This window comes from Pseudomonas sp. DCB_AW (genome assembly GCF_026240895.1).
In the GTDB taxonomy this organism is placed as follows: Bacteria; Pseudomonadota; Gammaproteobacteria; order Pseudomonadales; family Pseudomonadaceae; genus Aquipseudomonas; species Aquipseudomonas kermanshahensis.
Genome location: NZ_JAPFCE010000003.1, coordinates 71,029 through 89,035, shown reverse-complemented (window position 1 = coordinate 89,035; position 18,007 = coordinate 71,029). Strand labels below are relative to the sequence as shown.

At 56.8% G+C, this 18,007-nt stretch carries 18 protein-coding genes; 16 read left to right on the top strand and 2 right to left on the bottom strand.

The genetic code is table 11. From position 1 onward, the window contains the following. The first annotated feature begins 119 nt into the window (after nt 1-119). Genes livH through OO306_RS03670 form a run of 4 tightly spaced genes read left to right on the top strand, consistent with a single transcriptional unit; the run spans nt 120 to nt 3,762 of the window. Nucleotides 120-1,043, top strand: coding sequence for a high-affinity branched-chain amino acid ABC transporter permease LivH (gene livH, locus OO306_RS03685; protein ID WP_265967741.1), 924 nt, complete (start codon nt 120-122; stop codon nt 1,041-1,043). After that, complete coding sequence (locus tag OO306_RS03680; protein WP_265967740.1) at nt 1,040-2,296, top strand: high-affinity branched-chain amino acid ABC transporter permease LivM; 1,257 nt, start codon at nt 1,040-1,042, stop codon at nt 2,294-2,296. Before livH ends, OO306_RS03680 begins: the two co-directional genes overlap by 4 nt. Continuing rightward, nucleotides 2,293-3,060, top strand: coding sequence for a high-affinity branched-chain amino acid ABC transporter ATP-binding protein LivG (gene livG, locus OO306_RS03675; RefSeq protein WP_033702628.1), 768 nt, complete (start codon nt 2,293-2,295; stop codon nt 3,058-3,060). The genes OO306_RS03680 and livG overlap by 4 nt, the downstream gene beginning before the upstream one ends. After that, on the top strand, nt 3,061-3,762 hold the full coding sequence (locus tag OO306_RS03670) for an ABC transporter ATP-binding protein (RefSeq protein ID WP_265967739.1): 702 nt from the start codon (nt 3,061-3,063) through the stop codon (nt 3,760-3,762). It begins immediately after the preceding gene. 39 nt (nt 3,763-3,801) lie between these two features. Here the strand turns inward: OO306_RS03670 and OO306_RS03665 are convergent, their stop codons facing one another. Next, complete coding sequence (locus OO306_RS03665; protein WP_265967738.1) at nt 3,802-4,275, bottom strand: Lrp/AsnC family transcriptional regulator; 474 nt, start codon at nt 4,273-4,275, stop codon at nt 3,802-3,804. A gap of 333 nt (nt 4,276-4,608) precedes the next feature. Between OO306_RS03665 and OO306_RS03660 the strand changes: the two genes are divergently transcribed. The 3 genes from OO306_RS03660 (at nt 4,609) to brnQ (ending at nt 8,151) form a co-directional block, all read left to right on the top strand. After that, complete coding sequence (locus OO306_RS03660) at nt 4,609-5,229, top strand: LysE family transporter (RefSeq protein WP_265967737.1); 621 nt, start codon at nt 4,609-4,611, stop codon at nt 5,227-5,229. A 369-nt stretch (nt 5,230-5,598) separates the two neighbouring features. Further along, on the top strand, nt 5,599-6,789 hold the full coding sequence (locus OO306_RS03655) for a pyridoxal phosphate-dependent aminotransferase (RefSeq protein WP_265967736.1): 1,191 nt from the start codon (nt 5,599-5,601) through the stop codon (nt 6,787-6,789). A 30-nt stretch (nt 6,790-6,819) separates the two neighbouring features. Next, complete coding sequence (gene brnQ / locus OO306_RS03650) at nt 6,820-8,151, top strand: branched-chain amino acid transport system II carrier protein (RefSeq protein WP_265967735.1); 1,332 nt, start codon at nt 6,820-6,822, stop codon at nt 8,149-8,151. 373 nt (nt 8,152-8,524) lie between these two features. Here the strand turns inward: brnQ and OO306_RS03645 are convergent, their stop codons facing one another. Then, nucleotides 8,525-9,454, bottom strand: a complete 930-nt coding sequence (locus tag OO306_RS03645; protein WP_265967734.1) for a LysR substrate-binding domain-containing protein — start codon at nt 9,452-9,454, stop codon at nt 8,525-8,527. A 217-nt stretch (nt 9,455-9,671) separates the two neighbouring features. On the opposite strand from OO306_RS03645, the gene OO306_RS03640 reads away from it, so the two are divergent. From OO306_RS03640 to OO306_RS03600, 9 genes are all read left to right on the top strand, one after another. Further along, entirely contained in the window at nt 9,672-10,202 is a 531-nt protein-coding gene (locus OO306_RS03640) for a thiamine pyrophosphate-binding protein (RefSeq protein WP_265967733.1), read from the top strand. Then, nucleotides 10,190-10,786 (top strand): thiamine pyrophosphate-dependent enzyme, encoded by a 597-nt coding sequence (locus tag OO306_RS03635; RefSeq protein WP_265967732.1) that lies wholly within the window; start codon nt 10,190-10,192, stop codon nt 10,784-10,786. Before OO306_RS03640 ends, OO306_RS03635 begins: the two co-directional genes overlap by 13 nt. A gap of 69 nt (nt 10,787-10,855) precedes the next feature. Next, a complete protein-coding gene (locus OO306_RS03630; protein WP_265967731.1) occupies nt 10,856-12,019 on the top strand; it encodes an acyl-CoA dehydrogenase family protein in 1,164 nt (387 codons plus the stop codon). A 61-nt stretch (nt 12,020-12,080) separates the two neighbouring features. Next, on the top strand, nt 12,081-13,283 hold the full coding sequence (locus OO306_RS03625; RefSeq protein ID WP_265967730.1) for a CaiB/BaiF CoA-transferase family protein: 1,203 nt from the start codon (nt 12,081-12,083) through the stop codon (nt 13,281-13,283). Nucleotides 13,284-13,331: 48 nt separating this feature from the next. Further along, entirely contained in the window at nt 13,332-14,081 is a 750-nt protein-coding gene (locus tag OO306_RS03620; RefSeq protein WP_265967729.1) for an electron transfer flavoprotein subunit beta/FixA family protein, read from the top strand. Then, complete coding sequence (locus OO306_RS03615; protein WP_265967728.1) at nt 14,082-15,038, top strand: electron transfer flavoprotein subunit alpha/FixB family protein; 957 nt, start codon at nt 14,082-14,084, stop codon at nt 15,036-15,038. 19 nt (nt 15,039-15,057) lie between these two features. Further along, nucleotides 15,058-15,900, top strand: coding sequence for a MaoC family dehydratase N-terminal domain-containing protein (locus OO306_RS03610; RefSeq protein WP_265967727.1), 843 nt, complete (start codon nt 15,058-15,060; stop codon nt 15,898-15,900). Then, entirely contained in the window at nt 15,897-16,721 is an 825-nt protein-coding gene (locus tag OO306_RS03605) for a CoA ester lyase (protein WP_265967726.1), read from the top strand. The genes OO306_RS03610 and OO306_RS03605 overlap by 4 nt, the downstream gene beginning before the upstream one ends. Nucleotides 16,722-16,886: 165 nt before the next feature. Further along, a complete protein-coding gene (locus OO306_RS03600) occupies nt 16,887-17,528 on the top strand; it encodes a TetR/AcrR family transcriptional regulator (RefSeq protein ID WP_265967725.1) in 642 nt (213 codons plus the stop codon). Nucleotides 17,529-18,007 lie beyond the last annotated feature (479 nt).

Below are 18,007 nucleotides of genomic sequence, written 5' to 3'. Positions count from 1 at the left end.
GCAAGTGCGCTCCCGGCTTCCCACCCTAGCTTCCACAATGAGACATAGCATTCTAGAACATACTACAAATCAATCGACAACTCAGAGCCCTTAATAATTATAACAACTGGATATCCGCAATGGATGAGCACTACTATCTGATTCAACAAATAATAAATGGCCTTACAGTCGGCAGCACCTATGCCTTGATCGCCATCGGCTACACGATGGTGTACGGCATCATTGGCATGATCAACTTCGCCCACGGCGAGGTGTACATGATCGGTTCCTACGTGGCCTTCATCGCCCTGGCGGGCCTGGCCATGATGGGTATCCATTCGCTGCCGATCCTGATGACCGTTGCCTTCGTCGCGACGATCTTCGTCACCAGTGCCTATGGCTACAGCATCGAACGGGTTGCCTATCGCCCCCTGCGCAACAGCAACCGTCTGATCCCGCTGATTTCTGCCATCGGCATGTCGATTTTCCTGCAGAACACCGTGTTGCTTTCCCAGGACTCCAAGGACAAATCCATCCCCAACCTGATCCCAGGGAGCATCTCCTTCGGGCCGGGCGGGGCTGAAGAAGTCCTGATCAGCTACATGCAGATCCTGGTGTTCGTCGTCACCCTGGTGGCCATGACCCTGCTTACCCTGTTCATCTCCCGCTCCCGCCTGGGCCGCGCCTGCCGCGCCTGCGCCGAAGACATCAAGATGGCCAACCTGCTGGGCATCAACACCAACAACATCATCGCCCTCACCTTCGTCATCGGTGCCGCCCTGGCGGCGGTGGCGGCCGTGCTGCTGAGCATGCAGTACGGGGTGATCAACCCCAACGCCGGTTTCCTGGTGGGCCTCAAAGCCTTTACCGCGGCGGTGCTGGGTGGCATCGGCAGCATTCCGGGCGCCATGCTCGGCGGGCTGGTGCTGGGCGTAGCCGAAGCCTTTGGCGCTGACATCTTCGGCGACCAGTACAAGGACGTGGTGGCATTCGGCTTGTTGGTTCTTGTCTTGCTGTTCCGGCCGACCGGCATCCTGGGCCGCCCGGAGGTTGAAAAAGTATGAACAAAAATCTCAAACAGGCGTTCTTCAGCGCCTTGCTGGTATGGGCCGTGGCCTTCCCGGTACTGGGCCTGAAACTGAGCATCGACGGCATCAGCCTGGTCGTGCACAGCCAGGGTTCGTTCACCATCAGCATCATCGCCGCGTGCTCGGTATTGATGTTCCTGCGCGTGCTGTTCGACAAGCAGTGGAGTTCGGTGATGGGCCGCCGTTCGGATCGCAAGCTTACCCCGCCGGCCGTCAGCAACTACCTGACCCTGCCCAAGACCCAGCGCTATGTGATCATTGGTCTGATCGTTGCGGCACTGGTGTGGCCGTTCTTCGGCTCGCGCGGTGCGGTCGATATCGCCACGCTGATCCTGATCTACGTGTTGCTGGGCCTGGGCCTGAACATCGTGGTCGGCCTGGCGGGCCTGCTCGACCTCGGTTACGTCGGCTTCTATGCCGTCGGCGCCTACAGCTACGCCATGCTCTCGCACTACCTGGGCTGGAGCTTCTGGGTCTGCCTGCCGATCGCCGGCCTGATGGCCGCCACCTTCGGCTTCCTGCTCGGCTTTCCGGTGCTGCGCCTGCGCGGTGATTACCTGGCGATCGTGACCCTCGGCTTCGGCGAGATCATCCGCCTGTTCCTGCGTAACCTCACCGACTGGACCGGCGGCCCCAACGGCATCAGCAACATCCCCAAGCCCGAGCTCTTCGGCCTGACCTTCGAACGCCGTGCGGCCGAGGGGATGCAGACCTTCCATGAGTTCTTCGGGTTGGCGTACAACTCGATCAACAAGGTCATCTTCCTCTACCTGGTAGCCCTGCTGCTGGCCCTGCTCGCGCTGTTCGTGATCAACCGCCTGCTGCGCATGCCGATCGGCCGCGCCTGGGAAGCCCTGCGTGAAGACGAGATCGCCTGCCGCGCACTGGGCCTGAACCCCACTGTGATCAAGCTCTCGGCATTCACCCTGGGTGCCTGCTTCGCCGGTTTCGCCGGCAGCTTCTTCGCTGCGCGCCAGGGCCTGGTGACACCGGAGTCGTTCACCTTCATCGAGTCGGCGATCATCCTCGCCATCGTCGTGCTCGGTGGCATGGGTTCACAACTGGGCGTGATTCTCGCGGCCATCGTGATGATCCTGCTGCCCGAGCTGATGCGTGAGTTCAGCGAATACCGGATGCTGATGTTCGGTGCGCTGATGGTGTTGATGATGATCTGGCGTCCGCAAGGCCTGCTGCCTATGCAACGTCCACATTTGGAGCTGCGTCGATGAGCCGCGAAATTCTGCAAGTCAGCGGCCTGAGCATGCGCTTCGGCGGCTTGTTGGCGGTCAACGGCGTGGCCCTGACCGTCAAGGAAAAGCAAGTGGTGGCGCTGATCGGCCCGAACGGCGCCGGCAAGACCACGGTGTTCAACTGCCTGACCGGCTTCTACAAGCCCAGCGGCGGCACCATCCTGCTCGATGGCCAGCCGATCCAGGGCCTGGCCGGCCACCAGATCGCCCGCAAGGGCGTGGTGCGTACCTTCCAGAACGTGCGCCTGTTCAAGGAAATGACCGCGCTGGAGAACCTGCTGATCGCCCAGCACCGGCACTTGAACACCAACTTCTTCGCCGGCCTGTTCAAGACCCCGAGCTTCCGCCGCAGCGAGAAGGAGGCCATGGAGCGCGCGCAGTACTGGCTGGAGAAGGTCAACCTGACCGAGTTCGCCAACCGTACCGCCGGCACCCTCGCCTACGGCCAGCAACGCCGCCTGGAAATCGCCCGCTGCATGATGACCCAGCCACGGATCATCATGCTCGACGAACCAGCAGCGGGCCTTAACCCGAAAGAGACCGAAGACCTCAAGGCACTGATCGCCTATCTGCGCGAGTCACACAACGTCACCGTGCTGCTGATCGAGCACGACATGAAGCTGGTGATGAGCATTTCCGACCATATCGTGGTGATCAACCAGGGCACCCCCCTGGCAGATGGCACGCCGGAGCAGATTCGCGACAATCCTGAAGTGATCAAGGCTTATCTGGGGGAAGCGTAAATGCTGAAGTTCGAGAACGTTTCCACCTTCTACGGCAAGATCCAGGCGCTGCACAGCGTCAACGTGGAGATCAACCAGGGCGAGATCGTCACCTTGATCGGCGCCAACGGCGCGGGCAAATCGACGCTGCTGATGACCTTGTGCGGCTCGCCGCAGGCCCAAAGCGGCAGCATCAAGTACCTGGGTGAAGAGCTGGTTGGCCAGACCTCTTCGCACATCATGCGCAAGAGTATCGCCGTGGTCCCGGAAGGGCGCCGCGTGTTCGCCCGCCTGACGGTCGAAGAAAACCTCGCCATGGGCGGTTTCTTCACCGACAAGGGCGACTACCAGGAGCAGTTGGACAAAGTCCTGCAGCTGTTCCCGCGCCTGAAGGAGCGTTACATCCAGCGTGGCGGCACCATGTCCGGTGGCGAGCAGCAGATGCTCGCCATTGGCCGGGCGCTGATGAGCAAGCCCAAGCTGTTGCTGCTCGACGAACCTTCGCTGGGCCTGGCGCCGATCATCATCCAGCAGATCTTCGACATCATCGAACAGCTGCGCCGCGATGGCGTGACCGTTTTCCTGGTGGAGCAGAATGCCAACCAGGCACTTAGGGTCGCTGACCGCGCTTATGTGCTTGAAAATGGTCGGGTGGTTATGTCAGGCACAGGAACTTCTATGCTTAACGATAGCGGAGTGAAAGAAGCCTATTTGGGGGGGTGAGGTCGGTGCGGTCTCAGACCGCACCGCTTTTTTATAGTTTCAAATTCCGGAATGTACAGGTGCTTTAATTTGACGCATAACAAAAGAAGTGCACACATCTTTAACACCAACAAAAGAGTTAATATACTCCCTCATAAACTCATTAAAATGAGCGAGATCTGGCGCCCTTATTGTTAACTGATAATCATAGCCGCCCGATATGCAATGACATGCAACCACTTCTTCATGACAAGTGACTGACTGCTCAAACTTAGTCATACTAGTCATATCTTTTTGCGTAAGGGACACTTGAACGTAAGCAGTAATCGCGTAGCCTAATTTTTCATAGTCGATATCTGCGTGATAACCACGGATAACGCTAGTCTCTTCCAACCGCTTCACACGCCTCCAACAAGGTGAGGCGCTCAGGCTAACGAGCTCAGCGAGCTCAGCGCTCGAAAGCCGACCATTACGCTGCAGAGCGGTTAGAATCTCCCGATCGAGACGATCAAGCTTAGGTTTTGAAACGCTCATTCTAGCTTCTCCATGATCGCAACTTGATCACTCTAAAATACCACTGATCCGTGCGCAATTTTAGCACAATCCAAATCTCGCCACAGGATACATTAGAAACACTCAAAGAAGATCAGGTTTCCCACATGCAAAGCCTCAGTCAGACCTCATTGCATAATGCTCTAGCATTTGCTGCAGCATTAGTAGTCAGCGCGGGTGTGTTTTTTACACTTTACTCGTACGCGAGCCCATGCCTGGCAATTAGCACAGCATTAATTTCTGGAATTTTTTTATATTTCTACACCACATCCCCTATAACAAAAGAATTCAGCAAACTGATAAGCGTAGATAGACATGAGCACTGAAACATTTACCGCGTATGCAATCACCTGCTTACTCATTAGCTTGGCACCTGGTGCAGGCGTAATCTCTTCAATTTCAACTCGCCTGAATAAAGGGTTCACTTGTAGCCTCTGGAACCTTGCAGGTCTGGAGTGTGCCCTTTCACTCCAAATCATTGCGGTAATTTGCGGTTTAGGTGCAGTACTGGCCTCTTCAGAGGTTGCAATTTCCGTAGTAAAATGGGGGGGAGCAGCATACCTCCTCTATCTGGCGTTTAGTCAGTTCAGATCCGCATCAACTACTGGTCTTGAAAAACAGATCAATCACAGCTCATCGGGTTTCGATATTTTCGCAAAAGGTTTATTAACGAATCTCAGCAACCCCAAGGCCATGATTTTCATTTTGGCTCTTTTGCCACAATTTATTGACCTGCGAGAATCTATCGTGAGTCAGTATACAATCATGGGAATAACCATGATCGGCATTGATGCAGCAGTAATGATCTTCTATACCTTCATTGCAAGCAAGGCCACGAACCTTATAAGCAATGAAATTGCCATGAAAAGAATAAATCAAGCGTTCGGAACATGTTTCGCAGCCATGGCAACAATGATTTGCCTCGTAAAAATCTAGTTGAATCATCATGCATACCAATATAATACAGTCGGATACAACGCAGCATAATTTTGCAAAGGCAAAATAGACAGACCAAATAAACCAAATTGGCGAAATGAACGTCTCAAAAAAATAAAAAAAACAAAGCGTTATTGCAATACTCATTCCGAGTGCAATTGCTATTTTATGAGTCAACTATCAGCACTTGGCAGTTACCTCAACCGCTTGATGACAGAAGGCAATTATTGAGTGATGAGCCCTGAAAACAGTGAAATCTTAAGACTTGTAACTGTACTTATTGCTCTAGTTGTACTCTGCCACACTCGACGCCGACCTTAAATACTCACGATTTATTTCACCATGACAATCACAAAAAATGGAGTCATCATGAGTAAACCATCCTTTGTAAGCAGTTCAGAACGCAATCTTTCGCCTGTATCTATCCAGAGCCTTCGTCCTTCCTACATTCGCGAGGTGGCAAATGCTGGGATGCACAATAAAGACGTTATAGCATTTTGGTTCGGGGAGTCTACCTACGCCACTCCTACGCAGATCTCCGACAAAGCCATTTCTGCAATTACAAGCGGCGAAACATTTTACACTCAGAACCTTGGACTTCCTCAGCTTCGCCAAGAGCTTAGTAGTTACATTTCTAAATTACACGGACATACTGAGCCTGACAAAATCGCCGTCACAAGCGCTGGCGTCAGTGCAATTATGCTAGCTGCCCAATCAGTAATGGAAAAAGGTGACAAAGTTGTCGCACTGGTCCCCCTTTGGCCAAATATTGTAGAAATACCGAAAATCCTAGGCTGCCAAGTCGAGTGTGTATCTTTGAATTTCAATGGCGGTAGTTGGGGGCTTGATCTCGACTTGTTGCTAACAGCACTTACGCCTGACGTAAAAGCGGTATTGATAAATTCACCTAACAACCCCACCGGCTGGACGATGTCAAGAGCAGAACAAATTTCCCTGGTGGAGCATTGCCGCAAGCACAACATATGGATTATTTCAGATGAAGTATATGAACGCCTACACTATGAATCTGAAGAACCTGCTTCCCCATCATTTATAGATATTACAGACCGCAACGAGCGTATAATCTGTATCAACTCCTTCTCCAAAAGCTGGCTCATGACAGGATGGAGACTCGGATGGATCGTTGCACCGACAGACATCGTTATAAACCTAGAAAAACTGATTGAGTACAACACATCTTGCGCCCCGGCCTTTATCCAACTTGCAGGTGTTGAAGCACTGAAACACAGTGAAAAAGACGTGGCCGAATTCAGGTCAAAACTCAGGCAATCACGAGATTTTCTTGTAACTGAACTTAGTTCGATACTTCAAGAGCCTATAGCAAGTCCACAAGGCGCTATGTATTTATTTTTCCCATCTCCAAGTCAGGACGGCAGCCTTAGTTTCTGTAAGCGCCTAGTCAGTGAGTCAGGATTAGGTCTCGCACCAGGGCTTGCCTTTGGCTCAGATGCAGACAAATTCCTTAGATGGTGCTATGCGTGCGAGCGCACCAAATTGGAAGAAGGCCTTGAACGCTTTCAAAAATTTCTTAATCGCTAATCTAAGTTAAGCTTTTAGCAGGACAACCAAATGAAACTATCTTATCGAGACATAACTGCCTTAGGCTTTATGACCTTCGCGCTGTTTGCCGGGGCCGGAAATATAATATTCCCACCAATGATTGGGCTACTGGCAGGTGAAAACGTCTGGATTGCTGCTTGCGGTTACTTTTTCACAGCAGTGGGCCTACCCGTCATTACAATAATTGCGCTCGCCAGATTCGATGGATCTATTGATCAGCTCTCTGCCCCTCTTGGAAAACCCGCTGCACGTACGCTAGCAATAATCTGTTTCCTTTCCATAGGACCATTTTTCGCTGTCCCCAGAACTGCTACAGTCTCTTTTGAAATAGGACTCAAACCTTGGCTAGGCGACTCTGCAAGCCTGTTGCCTTTGTACAGCGCCATATACTTCGCAGTAGTTTTACTGTTTTCACTTTACCCGAACCGCCTGTTAGATACAGTAGGGCGCGGTCTCGCACCCGTAAAAATCTTGGCATTAGCAGTCCTAGGCATCGGTGCCTTTATTTGGACGATCGGAGACCCAAGCCTGCCAGTAGCTCCATATGACTCATCCGCATTTCAAAAAGGCGTAACAGAAGGCTATCTGACTATGGATGCCTTAGCAGCACTTGTGTTCGGGGCCATTGTAGTCAACGCTATCAAAAGTCGGGGCATAACTTCTAAACAAGAAATCCTCAAATACAGCTGTATCGCTGCCTGCATTGCAGGACTAGGCTTATCATTAGTTTATGCTAGCCTCTTCAAACTCGGATTAAACAGCAGTACCCTAGCAGAGGGAGCAACCAATGGGGCAACACTCATCAGTCATTATGTAAGCCACACCTATGGCCAAAAAGGCTATATCTTGCTATCGCTCCTAATTATTATAGCCTGCTTAGTTACAGCAATTGGCGTTATTGCAGCATGCGCCACCTACTTCGCCGGCATCTTGCCGTATAGCTATAAAGCCATCACCATCACCCTCACTGCCGGCGCACTGATTATATCAAATTTTGGACTAAGCAAAATAATTAGCTACTCAGTACCCGTATTGACCACAATTTATCCGCCGTGTATTGCCCTGGTAGTTTTTAGCTTGATATCGCACAAATTCAAAGAACCAAAGCGTATTATAGCACCAGCCGCACTTTGTTCGCTTCTATTTGGCGTAATAGACGGCGCCAATGCATTTGGCTTGAACATCCCATCGCTTAAGTTTTTAGTAGCTTCGCTGCCTCTTTCAGAGGCAAATCTCAGCTGGCTAGTACCAACCACTATCATTTTCATCATTGCATGTACTCTTGACCAGATAAGTTCCACTCGACCGACGCGCTCCCCCCATCCCGAGGATGCCGTATGACCCAGCACCGACTTTAAATTTCAGTGAGTCTGGCTGCCTCGTGGCAGTCCAGATTTAGAATCTATAGAGGCCGCGACAGACATCATTTAGTGTCTAGCTCCACATCAAAATGCTAGGGCACCACCCCCGTTATTTGATACAGAACCATTACTCGCCAGGTAGTGGAAGCCCTACCATTTCACGTAAATAGCCGAAGATTGCATTAGCCGCACCTGCAGGAAACTGCAACTTTCAAGTTGCGGACCACTGTAGCCCCTGATGCTACTCCAGGCGTATCAGTACAGTTTCAGCTATTTCTGAGGCGTAACGGCCGCGACGATACATCCCGCGAAGTCAACTGCCCCCGACTCTACTCGGAAGGCACGGTTTGGCGTCAAATCATATGACCCGCCCAGATCCCCTGCCCCACCAATTCTGATGCGAGCTGCACGAAAGTATCGCCGACGTGCCGGGTCGCCAAGCTAACACGCCGGTCCGCTGGCGTGACCATCACTAGCCTTCGCATGGGCGTTGGGTCCACCAACGGAGCGGCGCTAAGCGTCCCCCCCTGCACGTGGGCATAGATTGGAGCGAGCGGTAAGGTAGTCAATCCGAAGCCATGCCTCACCAGGTCGATCATCGCGCCGAAGGAATCCACTTCAACCTGCGTGATGATCTTAACCCCTACCTCTGCCAAGCATTCATCGATGATCTTGCGCAGCCCATGTCGGGCACTGGGTAGCACAACCTGCTGATCACCAATGCTCGCAAAACGCACGGGGCTGTCCATTCTCAGCCCCGCTTCCGGCGGCCCGACTAGCACCAAGCTTTCCATCATCACCGGCACGATACGCAAGCTGTGACGAGGCTCTAGGTCGTATGAGATTGCGAGTTCAAGCTCGCCTCGCTGAAGCCAGTCGAGCAAATAACCACTGAAGGCCGAAGAAAAACGGATGGACAAGTCTGGGTGCGCCTCGCGAATACGCTTGACCAGGGGGACTGTGACAATTTCGGCGATGGTCGGTGGGGTGCCTACCGCCACTGAGCCGCGCAAGCTGGCGCCGCCGCCGGCTACGGTGCATCGAATGGCCTCTAGCTCGTTCATGATCCGGCTTGCGTGCAATAGAACTTCATTGCCCGCGTCAGTCAGGAGCATGCCTCTGCCATGGCGTTCGAACAGGTATACACCCAACTCTTTTTCCAACTGCTGTATCTGCCGGCTGAGCGCCGGCTGGGCAATATGCAGGCGTTCTGATGCCTTGCTCAAGCTTCCCAATTCGGCCACGTGGATAAGGGTTTTGAGCTGAACGACATCCACGGGCATAACCACGCTTATTGAAAGGGTCAACTTCCGAGTCTAACCAGAGCTGTGCCCATCGGCTATAGGCATGCGTGGAAAAGACAAGAGCCATGAGAATTTCGACTTAAAACCGTGCCACAGGTATGCCAAACCAGCATATCTAAAAGACAAAAATGGTATTCGTCGTCGTACCTCCTGACAGCCATGATGAACGGAAATAAAAGCAGCACTGGAGACACCCATGTCATCGCAAGAAGCTGAACAAAGCTGGCAAGAAGACGTTTTCCGCGTCCTCAAGGCTCACGACGTCAAGCATGTCGTATTCGTCCCGGACGCCGGCCACTCGGCGGCCATCCGCATGTCCTATCAGGATCCCGATATCAAGGCAGTCGTCCTTACTACCGAAGAGGAAGGTATTGGCTACCTGGCCGGCGCGTGGCTCGGCGGCGAGCGTGGCGCACTGTTGATGCAGTCAAGTGGTGTAGGCAATTGCATCAACACCCTTGCCTTGCAGAACTGCGCCGGCTTCCCACTGCTGATGGTGGTCACCATGCGCGGCGACTGGGCCGAGTTCAACGCCTGGCAGAACCCGATGGGGCAAGCCACCGAGGCTTCCCTGCAACTGATGAAGGTGATGACCTGGCGGGCAGACAAGCCCGAAGACGTCGCGCCGCTGCTCCATGGCGCGGCCACCATGGCATTCAACGGCGATTCCGCCACTGCCCTGCTGCTGGGTCAGCGCCTGATCGGAGAAAAGAAATGGGTCAAGTAAGCGCTAGCCACACCCTGTGCCGCCGTGAAGTAGTCCGCACCCTGCTCGCCGGTCGCAAGGACGTGCTGGTGGTGACCGGCCTGGGCTCTGCGTCCTACGACGTGATGGCCGCCGGTGACCACGACGGCAACTACTACCTCTGGGCCGCAATGGGCAGCGCCATCACCGTGGGCCTGGGCCTGGCAAATGCCCAGCCGGAAAAATCGGTCGTGGTGATTACCGGTGACGGTGAGCTGCTGATGGGCTTTGGTGCGCTGGCCACCGTGTCACTGCAAAAACCGGCCAACCTGACCATCGTGGTGCTGGACAACGGCCACTTCGGTGAAACGGGCATGCAGGTCAGCCATGCCGGCTTCGGCATCAAGCTCGACCAGGTCGCACAAACCTGCGGCTTCTGTTGGACCAGTGAAATTCGCCAGATGGAAGGCGTGCATGACCTGCGCGAACGCTTCGCCAGCCGTGAAGGGGTGAAACTGGCCACCGTCAAGATCAAGGCGGAGAACCCGCCGCGGGTGCTCCCGCCGCGCGACGGTCACTACATCAAGAACCGCTTCCGCGCTGCCCTCGGCTTCCAGCCTCTCTGACCGCGTTAGGAGCAGGTTTGCAGCGGAACCACGACGACGCTGCAAACCTGCCTCGCCTGGAGAACAATAATGAGCGACTACTATAACGAAGAACTCAATGCCATCCGTGAAGGCGTGCGCGCCTTGTGTGGCGACTTCCCTGCCGAGTACTGGCGCAAGATTGATGAGGAAAAAGGCTTTCCAGAGGCCTTCGTCAAAGCCATGACCGACGCTGGCTGGCTCTCGGCGATGATCCCTGAGGAATATGGCGGTTCGGGCCTGGGCTTGGGCGAGGCCTCGGTGATCCTCGAGGAAGTCAACCGCTGTGGGGGCAACTCCGGCACCATTCACGGTCAGATGTACAACATGTTCACGCTGCTGCGTAACGGTAGTGAGGAGCAAAAAAACTACTATCTGCCAAAGCTGGCCAGCGGCGAGCTGCGCCTGCAGTCGATGGGCGTCACCGAGCCCACCACCGGCACCGACACCACCAAGATCAAGACCACTGCCGTGCGCAAGGGCGACAAGTACGTGATCAACGGTCAGAAGGTGTGGATCTCGCGCATCCAGCACTCCGACCTGATGATCCTCCTGGCCCGCACCACGCCGCTCGCCGAGGTGAAGAAGAAATCCGAAGGCATGTCGATCTTCCTCGTCGACCTGCGCGAAGCCATCGGCAACGGCCTAACCGTGCAGCCGATCGCCAACATGGTCAACCACGAGACCAATGAGCTGTTCTTCGACAACCTGGAGATCCCTGCCAGCAGCTTGATCGGCGAAGAAGGCAAAGGCTTCCGTTACATCCTTGACGGCCTCAATGCCGAGCGCACCCTGATCGCCGCCGAATGCATCGGTGATGGTCGCTGGTTCGTCGAGAAGTCCAGCCAGTATGCCCGCGACCGCGTGGTGTTTGGCCGCCCGATCGGACAAAACCAAGGTGTACAGTTCCCGATCGCCGAGGCGCATATCGAGATCGAAGCCGCCGACCTGATGCGCTGGCGTGCCTGTGAAGAATACGACAGCGGCAAGAACGCCGGTGCTGCCGCCAACATGGCCAAGTACCTGGCCGCCAAGGCCAGCTGGGAAGCCGCCAACGCCTGCCTGCAAACCCACGGTGGCTTCGGCTTTGCCAATGAATACGACGTCGAACGCAAGTTCCGCGAGACCCGCCTGTACCAGGTTGCGCCGATCTCGACCAACCTGATCCTGTCGTATGTCGCCGAGCACCTGCTGGAGTTGCCACGCTCGTTCTGACCGAAGTCGCCCCTTGTCGCCCAGGCGGCAGGGGCCTGCCATGACAAGAGAGATAATAACCATGAGCCAGCCCACGGGCATCCGCCCTCTCGACGGTATCACCGTCATCAGCCTCGAACATGCCATCGCCGCGCCCTTCTGCACCCGTCAACTGGCCGACCTCGGCGCCCGGGTGATCAAGGTTGAACGGCCGGGTGTCGGCGACTTTGCGCGTGGTTACGACCAGCGAGTCAATGGTCTGGCTTCACACTTCGTCTGGACCAACCGCTCCAAGGAAAGTCTTTCACTTGACCTCAAGCAGGAGCTCGCCGGCGACATTCTCGACCAGCTCATGGAACAGGCTGATGTACTGGTGCAAAACCTGGCACCGGGCGCCGCTGCGCGGTTGGGCCTGTCGTTTGAAGCACTGCACGCGCGCTTCCCGAAATTGATCGTCTGCGACATTTCAGGTTATGGCGCCGGTGGCCCCTACGAGCAGAAGAAGGCCTACGACCTGCTGATCCAGAGCGAAGGCGGGTTTCTTTCGGTAACCGGCGGCCCGGGCGACGATCAGATGGCCAAGGCGGGCAACTCGATTGCCGACATCGCCGCCGGCATGTACGCCTATACCGGCGTGCTCTCCGCCCTGCTGCTGCGTGGCAAGACAGGTGAAGGTAGCCATGTCGACGTGTCGATGCTGGAGAGCCTGGTGGAGTGGATGAACTATCCGCTGTACTACGCCTATGAAGGTGCAACGCCGCCGCCTCGTGCGGGCGCGGCACACGCCACCATCTACCCCTACGGCCCCTTCCCTACTGGCGATGGCAACACCATCATGCTCGGGTTGCAGAACGAGCGTGAATGGCGGCTGTTCTGCGAGCAGGTCCTGCTCCAGCCGGAGCTTGCCGACGATGAGCGCTTTTCGGCCAACTTCAAGCGGGTGGAAAACCGCGACACCTTGCGCGCACTGATCATCGAAGCGTTCGCCGCACTCGACTTCAACACCGTGATCGCCCGCCTCGACACAGCCAGCATCGCCAACGCCCGCGTTAACGACATGCAGGGCGTCTGGCAGCACCCACAACTTCAGGCCCGCGAGCGCTGGCGGCACGTGGCGACGCCCAACGGCAGTATTCCCAGCCTGCTCCCCCCCGCCAGCAGCAACGCCTTCAGCCCTCGCATGGATGCCGTGCCAGACCTGGGTGAGCACAGCGCGAGCATTCTCGCCCAGCTCGGCCTGTCTGCCGAACGTATTGAGGAACTGCGCAATTGTGGGGTCATCTGACCCCTCTTTTTTGCAGTTTTGGAACCATAATCGAGAGTCAAACTGCCCATGAAAATGATGGTCGCAATCAAGCGTGTGGTCGACTACAACGTCAAGGTTCGCGTCAAAGCGGACCACTCCGGCGTCGACCTGGCTAACGTCAAGATGTCCATGAACCCCTTCTGCGAAATCGCCGTGGAAGAAGCCGTGCGCCTGAAAGAGGCAGGCGTTGCGACCGAGATCGTCGTCGTTTCCGTCGGCCCGACCACTGCCCAGGAGCAATTGCGTACCGCACTGGCCCTGGGTGCTGACCGCGCGATCCTGGTAGAAGCCGCGGACGAGCTGAACTCCCTGGCGGTGGCCAAGGCGCTGAAAGCCGTTGTCGACAAAGAGCAGCCTCAGCTGGTCATCCTTGGCAAGCAGGCCATCGACAGCGACAACAACCAGACCGGCCAGATGCTGGCCGCGCTGACCGACTATGCCCAGGGCACCTTCGCCTCCAAGGTGGAAGTGGCTGGCGACAAGCTGAACGTCACCCGTGAAATCGATGGCGGCCTGCAGGCCATATCGCTGAACCTGCCAGCCATCGTCACCACCGACCTGCGCCTGAACGAGCCGCGCTATGCGTCGCTGCCGAACATCATGAAGGCCAAGAAGAAGCCGCTGGAGACCGTTACTCCAGACGCGCTGGGCGTTTCCCTCGCCTCCACCAACAAGACCCTGAAAGTTGAAGCGCCGGCTGCCCGCAGCGCTGGCATCAAGGTCAAGTCGGTGGCCGAACTGGTCGAGAAGCTGAAGAACGAAGCGAAGGTAATCTAAATGACTATCCTAGTTGTCGCTGACCTTCTACAAGGTCCGGAAAACGGTGCCGTTGCACCGGCTACCCTGAACACTGTCGATGCCGCCGCCAAGGTGGGTGGGGACGTCCACGTACTGATCGCTGGCCAAGGTGTTGGTGGCGTGGCTGAAGCTGCCGCCAAGATCGCTGGGGTGGCTAAAGTGCTGGTTGCAGACAATGCGGCCTACGCTCACCTGCTGCCCGAGAACGTCGCGCCGCTGATCGTTGCTCTTGTGACAGAAAGCGGGGCCAAGGGTTACAGCCACGTGCTGGCCCCAGCCACCACCAATGGCAAGAACATCCTCCCGCGTGTTGCCGCACTGCTCCATGTCGACCAGATCTCCGAGATCATCTCGGTCGAGTCGGCCGACACCTTCAAGCGCCCGATCTATGCCGGTAATGCCATCGCTACCGTGCAGTCCAGCGCTGCCATCAAGGTGATCACCGTGCGTACCACCGGTTTCGACCCGGTGGCCGCTGAAGGTGGCTCGGCTTCGGTTGAAGCCATCGCTGCTGCCCACGATGCCGGCACATCGAAGTTCGTCGGCGAAGCGCTGGCCAAGTCCGATCGCCCTGAGCTGACCGCTGCCAAGATCGTCGTTTCCGGCGGCCGTGGCATGGGCAACGGTGACAACTTCAAGCACCTGTACACCCTGGCCGACAAGCTCGGCGCCGCCGTTGGTGCCTCGCGCGCCGCGGTCGATGCAGGCTTCGTGCCGAACGACATGCAGGTTGGCCAGACTGGCAAGATCGTCGCTCCGCAGCTGTACATCGCGGTCGGCATCTCGGGTTCGATCCAGCACCTGGCCGGCATGAAAGACGCCAAGGTGATCGTCGCGATAAACAAGGATGAAGAGGCACCGATCTTCCAGGTGGCCGATTACGGCCTGGTGGCAGATCTGTTCGACGCCGTCCCGGAACTCGCCAGCCATCTTTGATCAGACGAGGACACGCACAATGACCAAACAAGACCTCAGCGCCTGGATCGGCCGCACCGAAACCAGCCACGACCGTATAACCCACAACCTGGTCAAGCGCATCGCCGCGACCCTGAGCGAGCCGGCACCTGGGCCAGGCGACGCCCTGCCCTTGCTCTGGCACTGGGCGTTCTTCCAGGACACCGTCGACGCTGTGGGCCTGGGCAGTGATGGCCACCCTGCCCGCGGCGGCTTCCTGCCACCCGCAGACAACCGCAACCGCATGTGGGCTGGCAGCCGGCTGGAGTTCATTTCGCCGTTGCTCGTGGAGGCCGAAGTATCGCGCCGCTCGACCATCCTCAACGTACAAGAGAAACACGGCAGGACCGGTTCGTTGCTGTTCGTCACGGTCAAGCACGAGTTTGTTCAAGACGGCCGTAACGTGTTGGTGGAAGAGCAGGATATCGTTTACCGCGAGCCCTCCCCGCCCAAACTCGGCGGCACCGAGGCCGCCCCTGAAGGCGCCTGGCAGGAGACTGTCGAGCCCAATGCGACGTTGCTGTTCCGCTATTCGGCGGTCACCTTCAATGGCCACCGCATCCATTACGACTGGCCTTATGTCACCGAGACAGAAGGCTATTCGGGGTTGGTGGTGCATGGCCCGCTGATCGCTACCCTCAGCCTGCGGGCCTTCCAGCAGGCCAATCCAGATGCACGCGTACATCGCTTCAACTTCCGCGGCTTGCGCCCACTGATTTCACCTGACGCGTTCGAAGTCGGTGGACGTCTGCTGGAAACCGGCAAGGCGCAGGTGTGGGCGACCGCCGCGGCCGGTATGGCGCAATCCGGCGAAGTGGCGTTCAGCACAGGAGCCGCACAATGAGCCAGGCAGTCGTACGCAGTGCCCTGTTCGTCCCGGCGAGCCGGCCGGAACGCATCCCCAAAGCGTTGGCCAGTGGCGCCGATCGGGTGATCGTCGACCTCGAGGACGCCGTCGAAGAGGCCGCCAAGGAGCAGGCCCGGGACAACCTCGAGACGTTTTTGCTAACGCATCCTCAGGCCCAGATACTGGTCCGGGTAAACGCCCCCGAGCACTGGTCGCATGAGGCAGACCTGGCCCTGTGCCAACGTCATGCGGGGGTGCGCGGCATGCTCTTGCCCAAGGCCGAGACCGTCGAGCAGATCCGTTTGGCACACGCGACCGGCAAGCCCGTCTGGCCGATCATCGAAAGCGCACGCGGGCTGGTCGCATTGCCGCAACTGGCGGCGAGCGTCGGCGTCGAGCGGCTGTCTTTCGGCAGCCTTGACCTGGGGCTGGACCTCAACCTGTGCACCGGCAGCGAGGCCGCCGAGCAGGTCCTGGCGCACGCCCGCTACGCCGTCTTGCTGCACACCCGAGTGGCAAGGCTTGCCGCTCCGTTGGACGGCGTGTACCCGTCTATCCAGGACACCGAAGGCCTGCGCCGGCACACCGGGTTCGTGCGTGACATGGGCTTTGGCGGCGCGTTGTGTATCCATCCCAGCCAGGTCAAGGTCATTCACCAGGCATTGCAACCTTCGGCCGCCGAGGTGGACTGGGCGCGGCGAGTGGTTGCGGGCGCCGAAAGCGGCGCCGGCGTGTTCACCCTCGACGGGCAGATGGTCGATGCCCCAGTGATACTGCGTGCTCGTGCCACGCTCGAGCGCATCACGCAAGACGACTGATCAAAACGGTTTCCCCAGGCAGGCTGCCTCCGCAGTTCTGACGGACTCTTGGCAGCCTGCCTGTTTTTTTGCTTGGAGGTAAACAAATGAAAAAGAGCCCTTCACGTAACCGCTGCCGCCGCGCTATCTGCCGGCTACTGCGTGCGCTTTCCAGATTGCCAGCCTATGCCTGAAGCCGCGCGCACACTCGACTGCCCGCATTTTCTGCTGGATGCGGCCGGTGAACTGATGGCGGAGCACGGCTATGGCGCCATGAGCATGCGCCAGCTGGCCGCCCGCGTTGGCCTGCAACCTGGCAGCCTTTACCATCACGTTACGAGCAAGCAAGACTTGCTGTTGGATGTTTTGCTGAACATTCACGCACAGCGACTGGAAGCATGGCGGACGTGCGCTTTCACGCGAGACCTTGAGGGATATCTGCGCTTTCTGCTAGCGCGGCAACGCTCCCATCCCAACGAGGAACTGGTATTAAGACATGAAGCGCGCCATCTGAACAAAACGCAGCGCGCCTGGCTCGATCAGGCGCTGAAGCGTCTGCAGGAGCCGTTGCGCCTATTCGTGAAGAGCTGTGCAACTCGCAACTCCCTCGAGCCTCCGGAGGACTGCAACCTGCACGACGCGATCATTTCGCTGCTAGTTACAGCCGAAAATTTGCGCCAATGTCAAGAACTCATCGATGAAAAAGGGGTAGAAACTTGGCTGCTGAGTACAAGTCAAGTGTTATTACGGCAGGCCCTGCAGCCTTCAGCAATTCCCACATGGTTCGAAGTGACACAAGGACAGCCAGAGAATGAAGACAGCCGCTAGAAATGCTCTTGCAGGGCGGCCTGCCCACCTTCGGCCAACCGATTATCCAGCTGGCCGACTCCAACACCTGCGGAGGCTATCCGCGTCGCCACCAATCGTATAGAACGCACAACGGATGACGCCCATCGACATCGATGGTTATCCCAAACCTCGTCAAGCTGTGCCACAGGAAACGCCTACGCGAACAGGAGCACCGCCCGGGCAATAGCCCAAAATGGCTAAGTTGCTCTATTGGGCCCCGACTCCCGATCAGAAGTCGTTCGTCAACGAAGGAGCAAGAGGCAAAGCGGCCCAGACGATCTGCCTATCGGCGCGGTCAAGATGCCTCATCTCCTTGTGGCACAGTACGCAGGCTAAGTGATCGACTGGCGGTGTGAAGAAAACATCCGCGTTGAGTTCAGGACGATCCTGATAGGCGCGCATCGAGCCTGGTTCCGGCCCACCGGTTTGATCTACTCGTCCTGCGTAACGTTACGTCA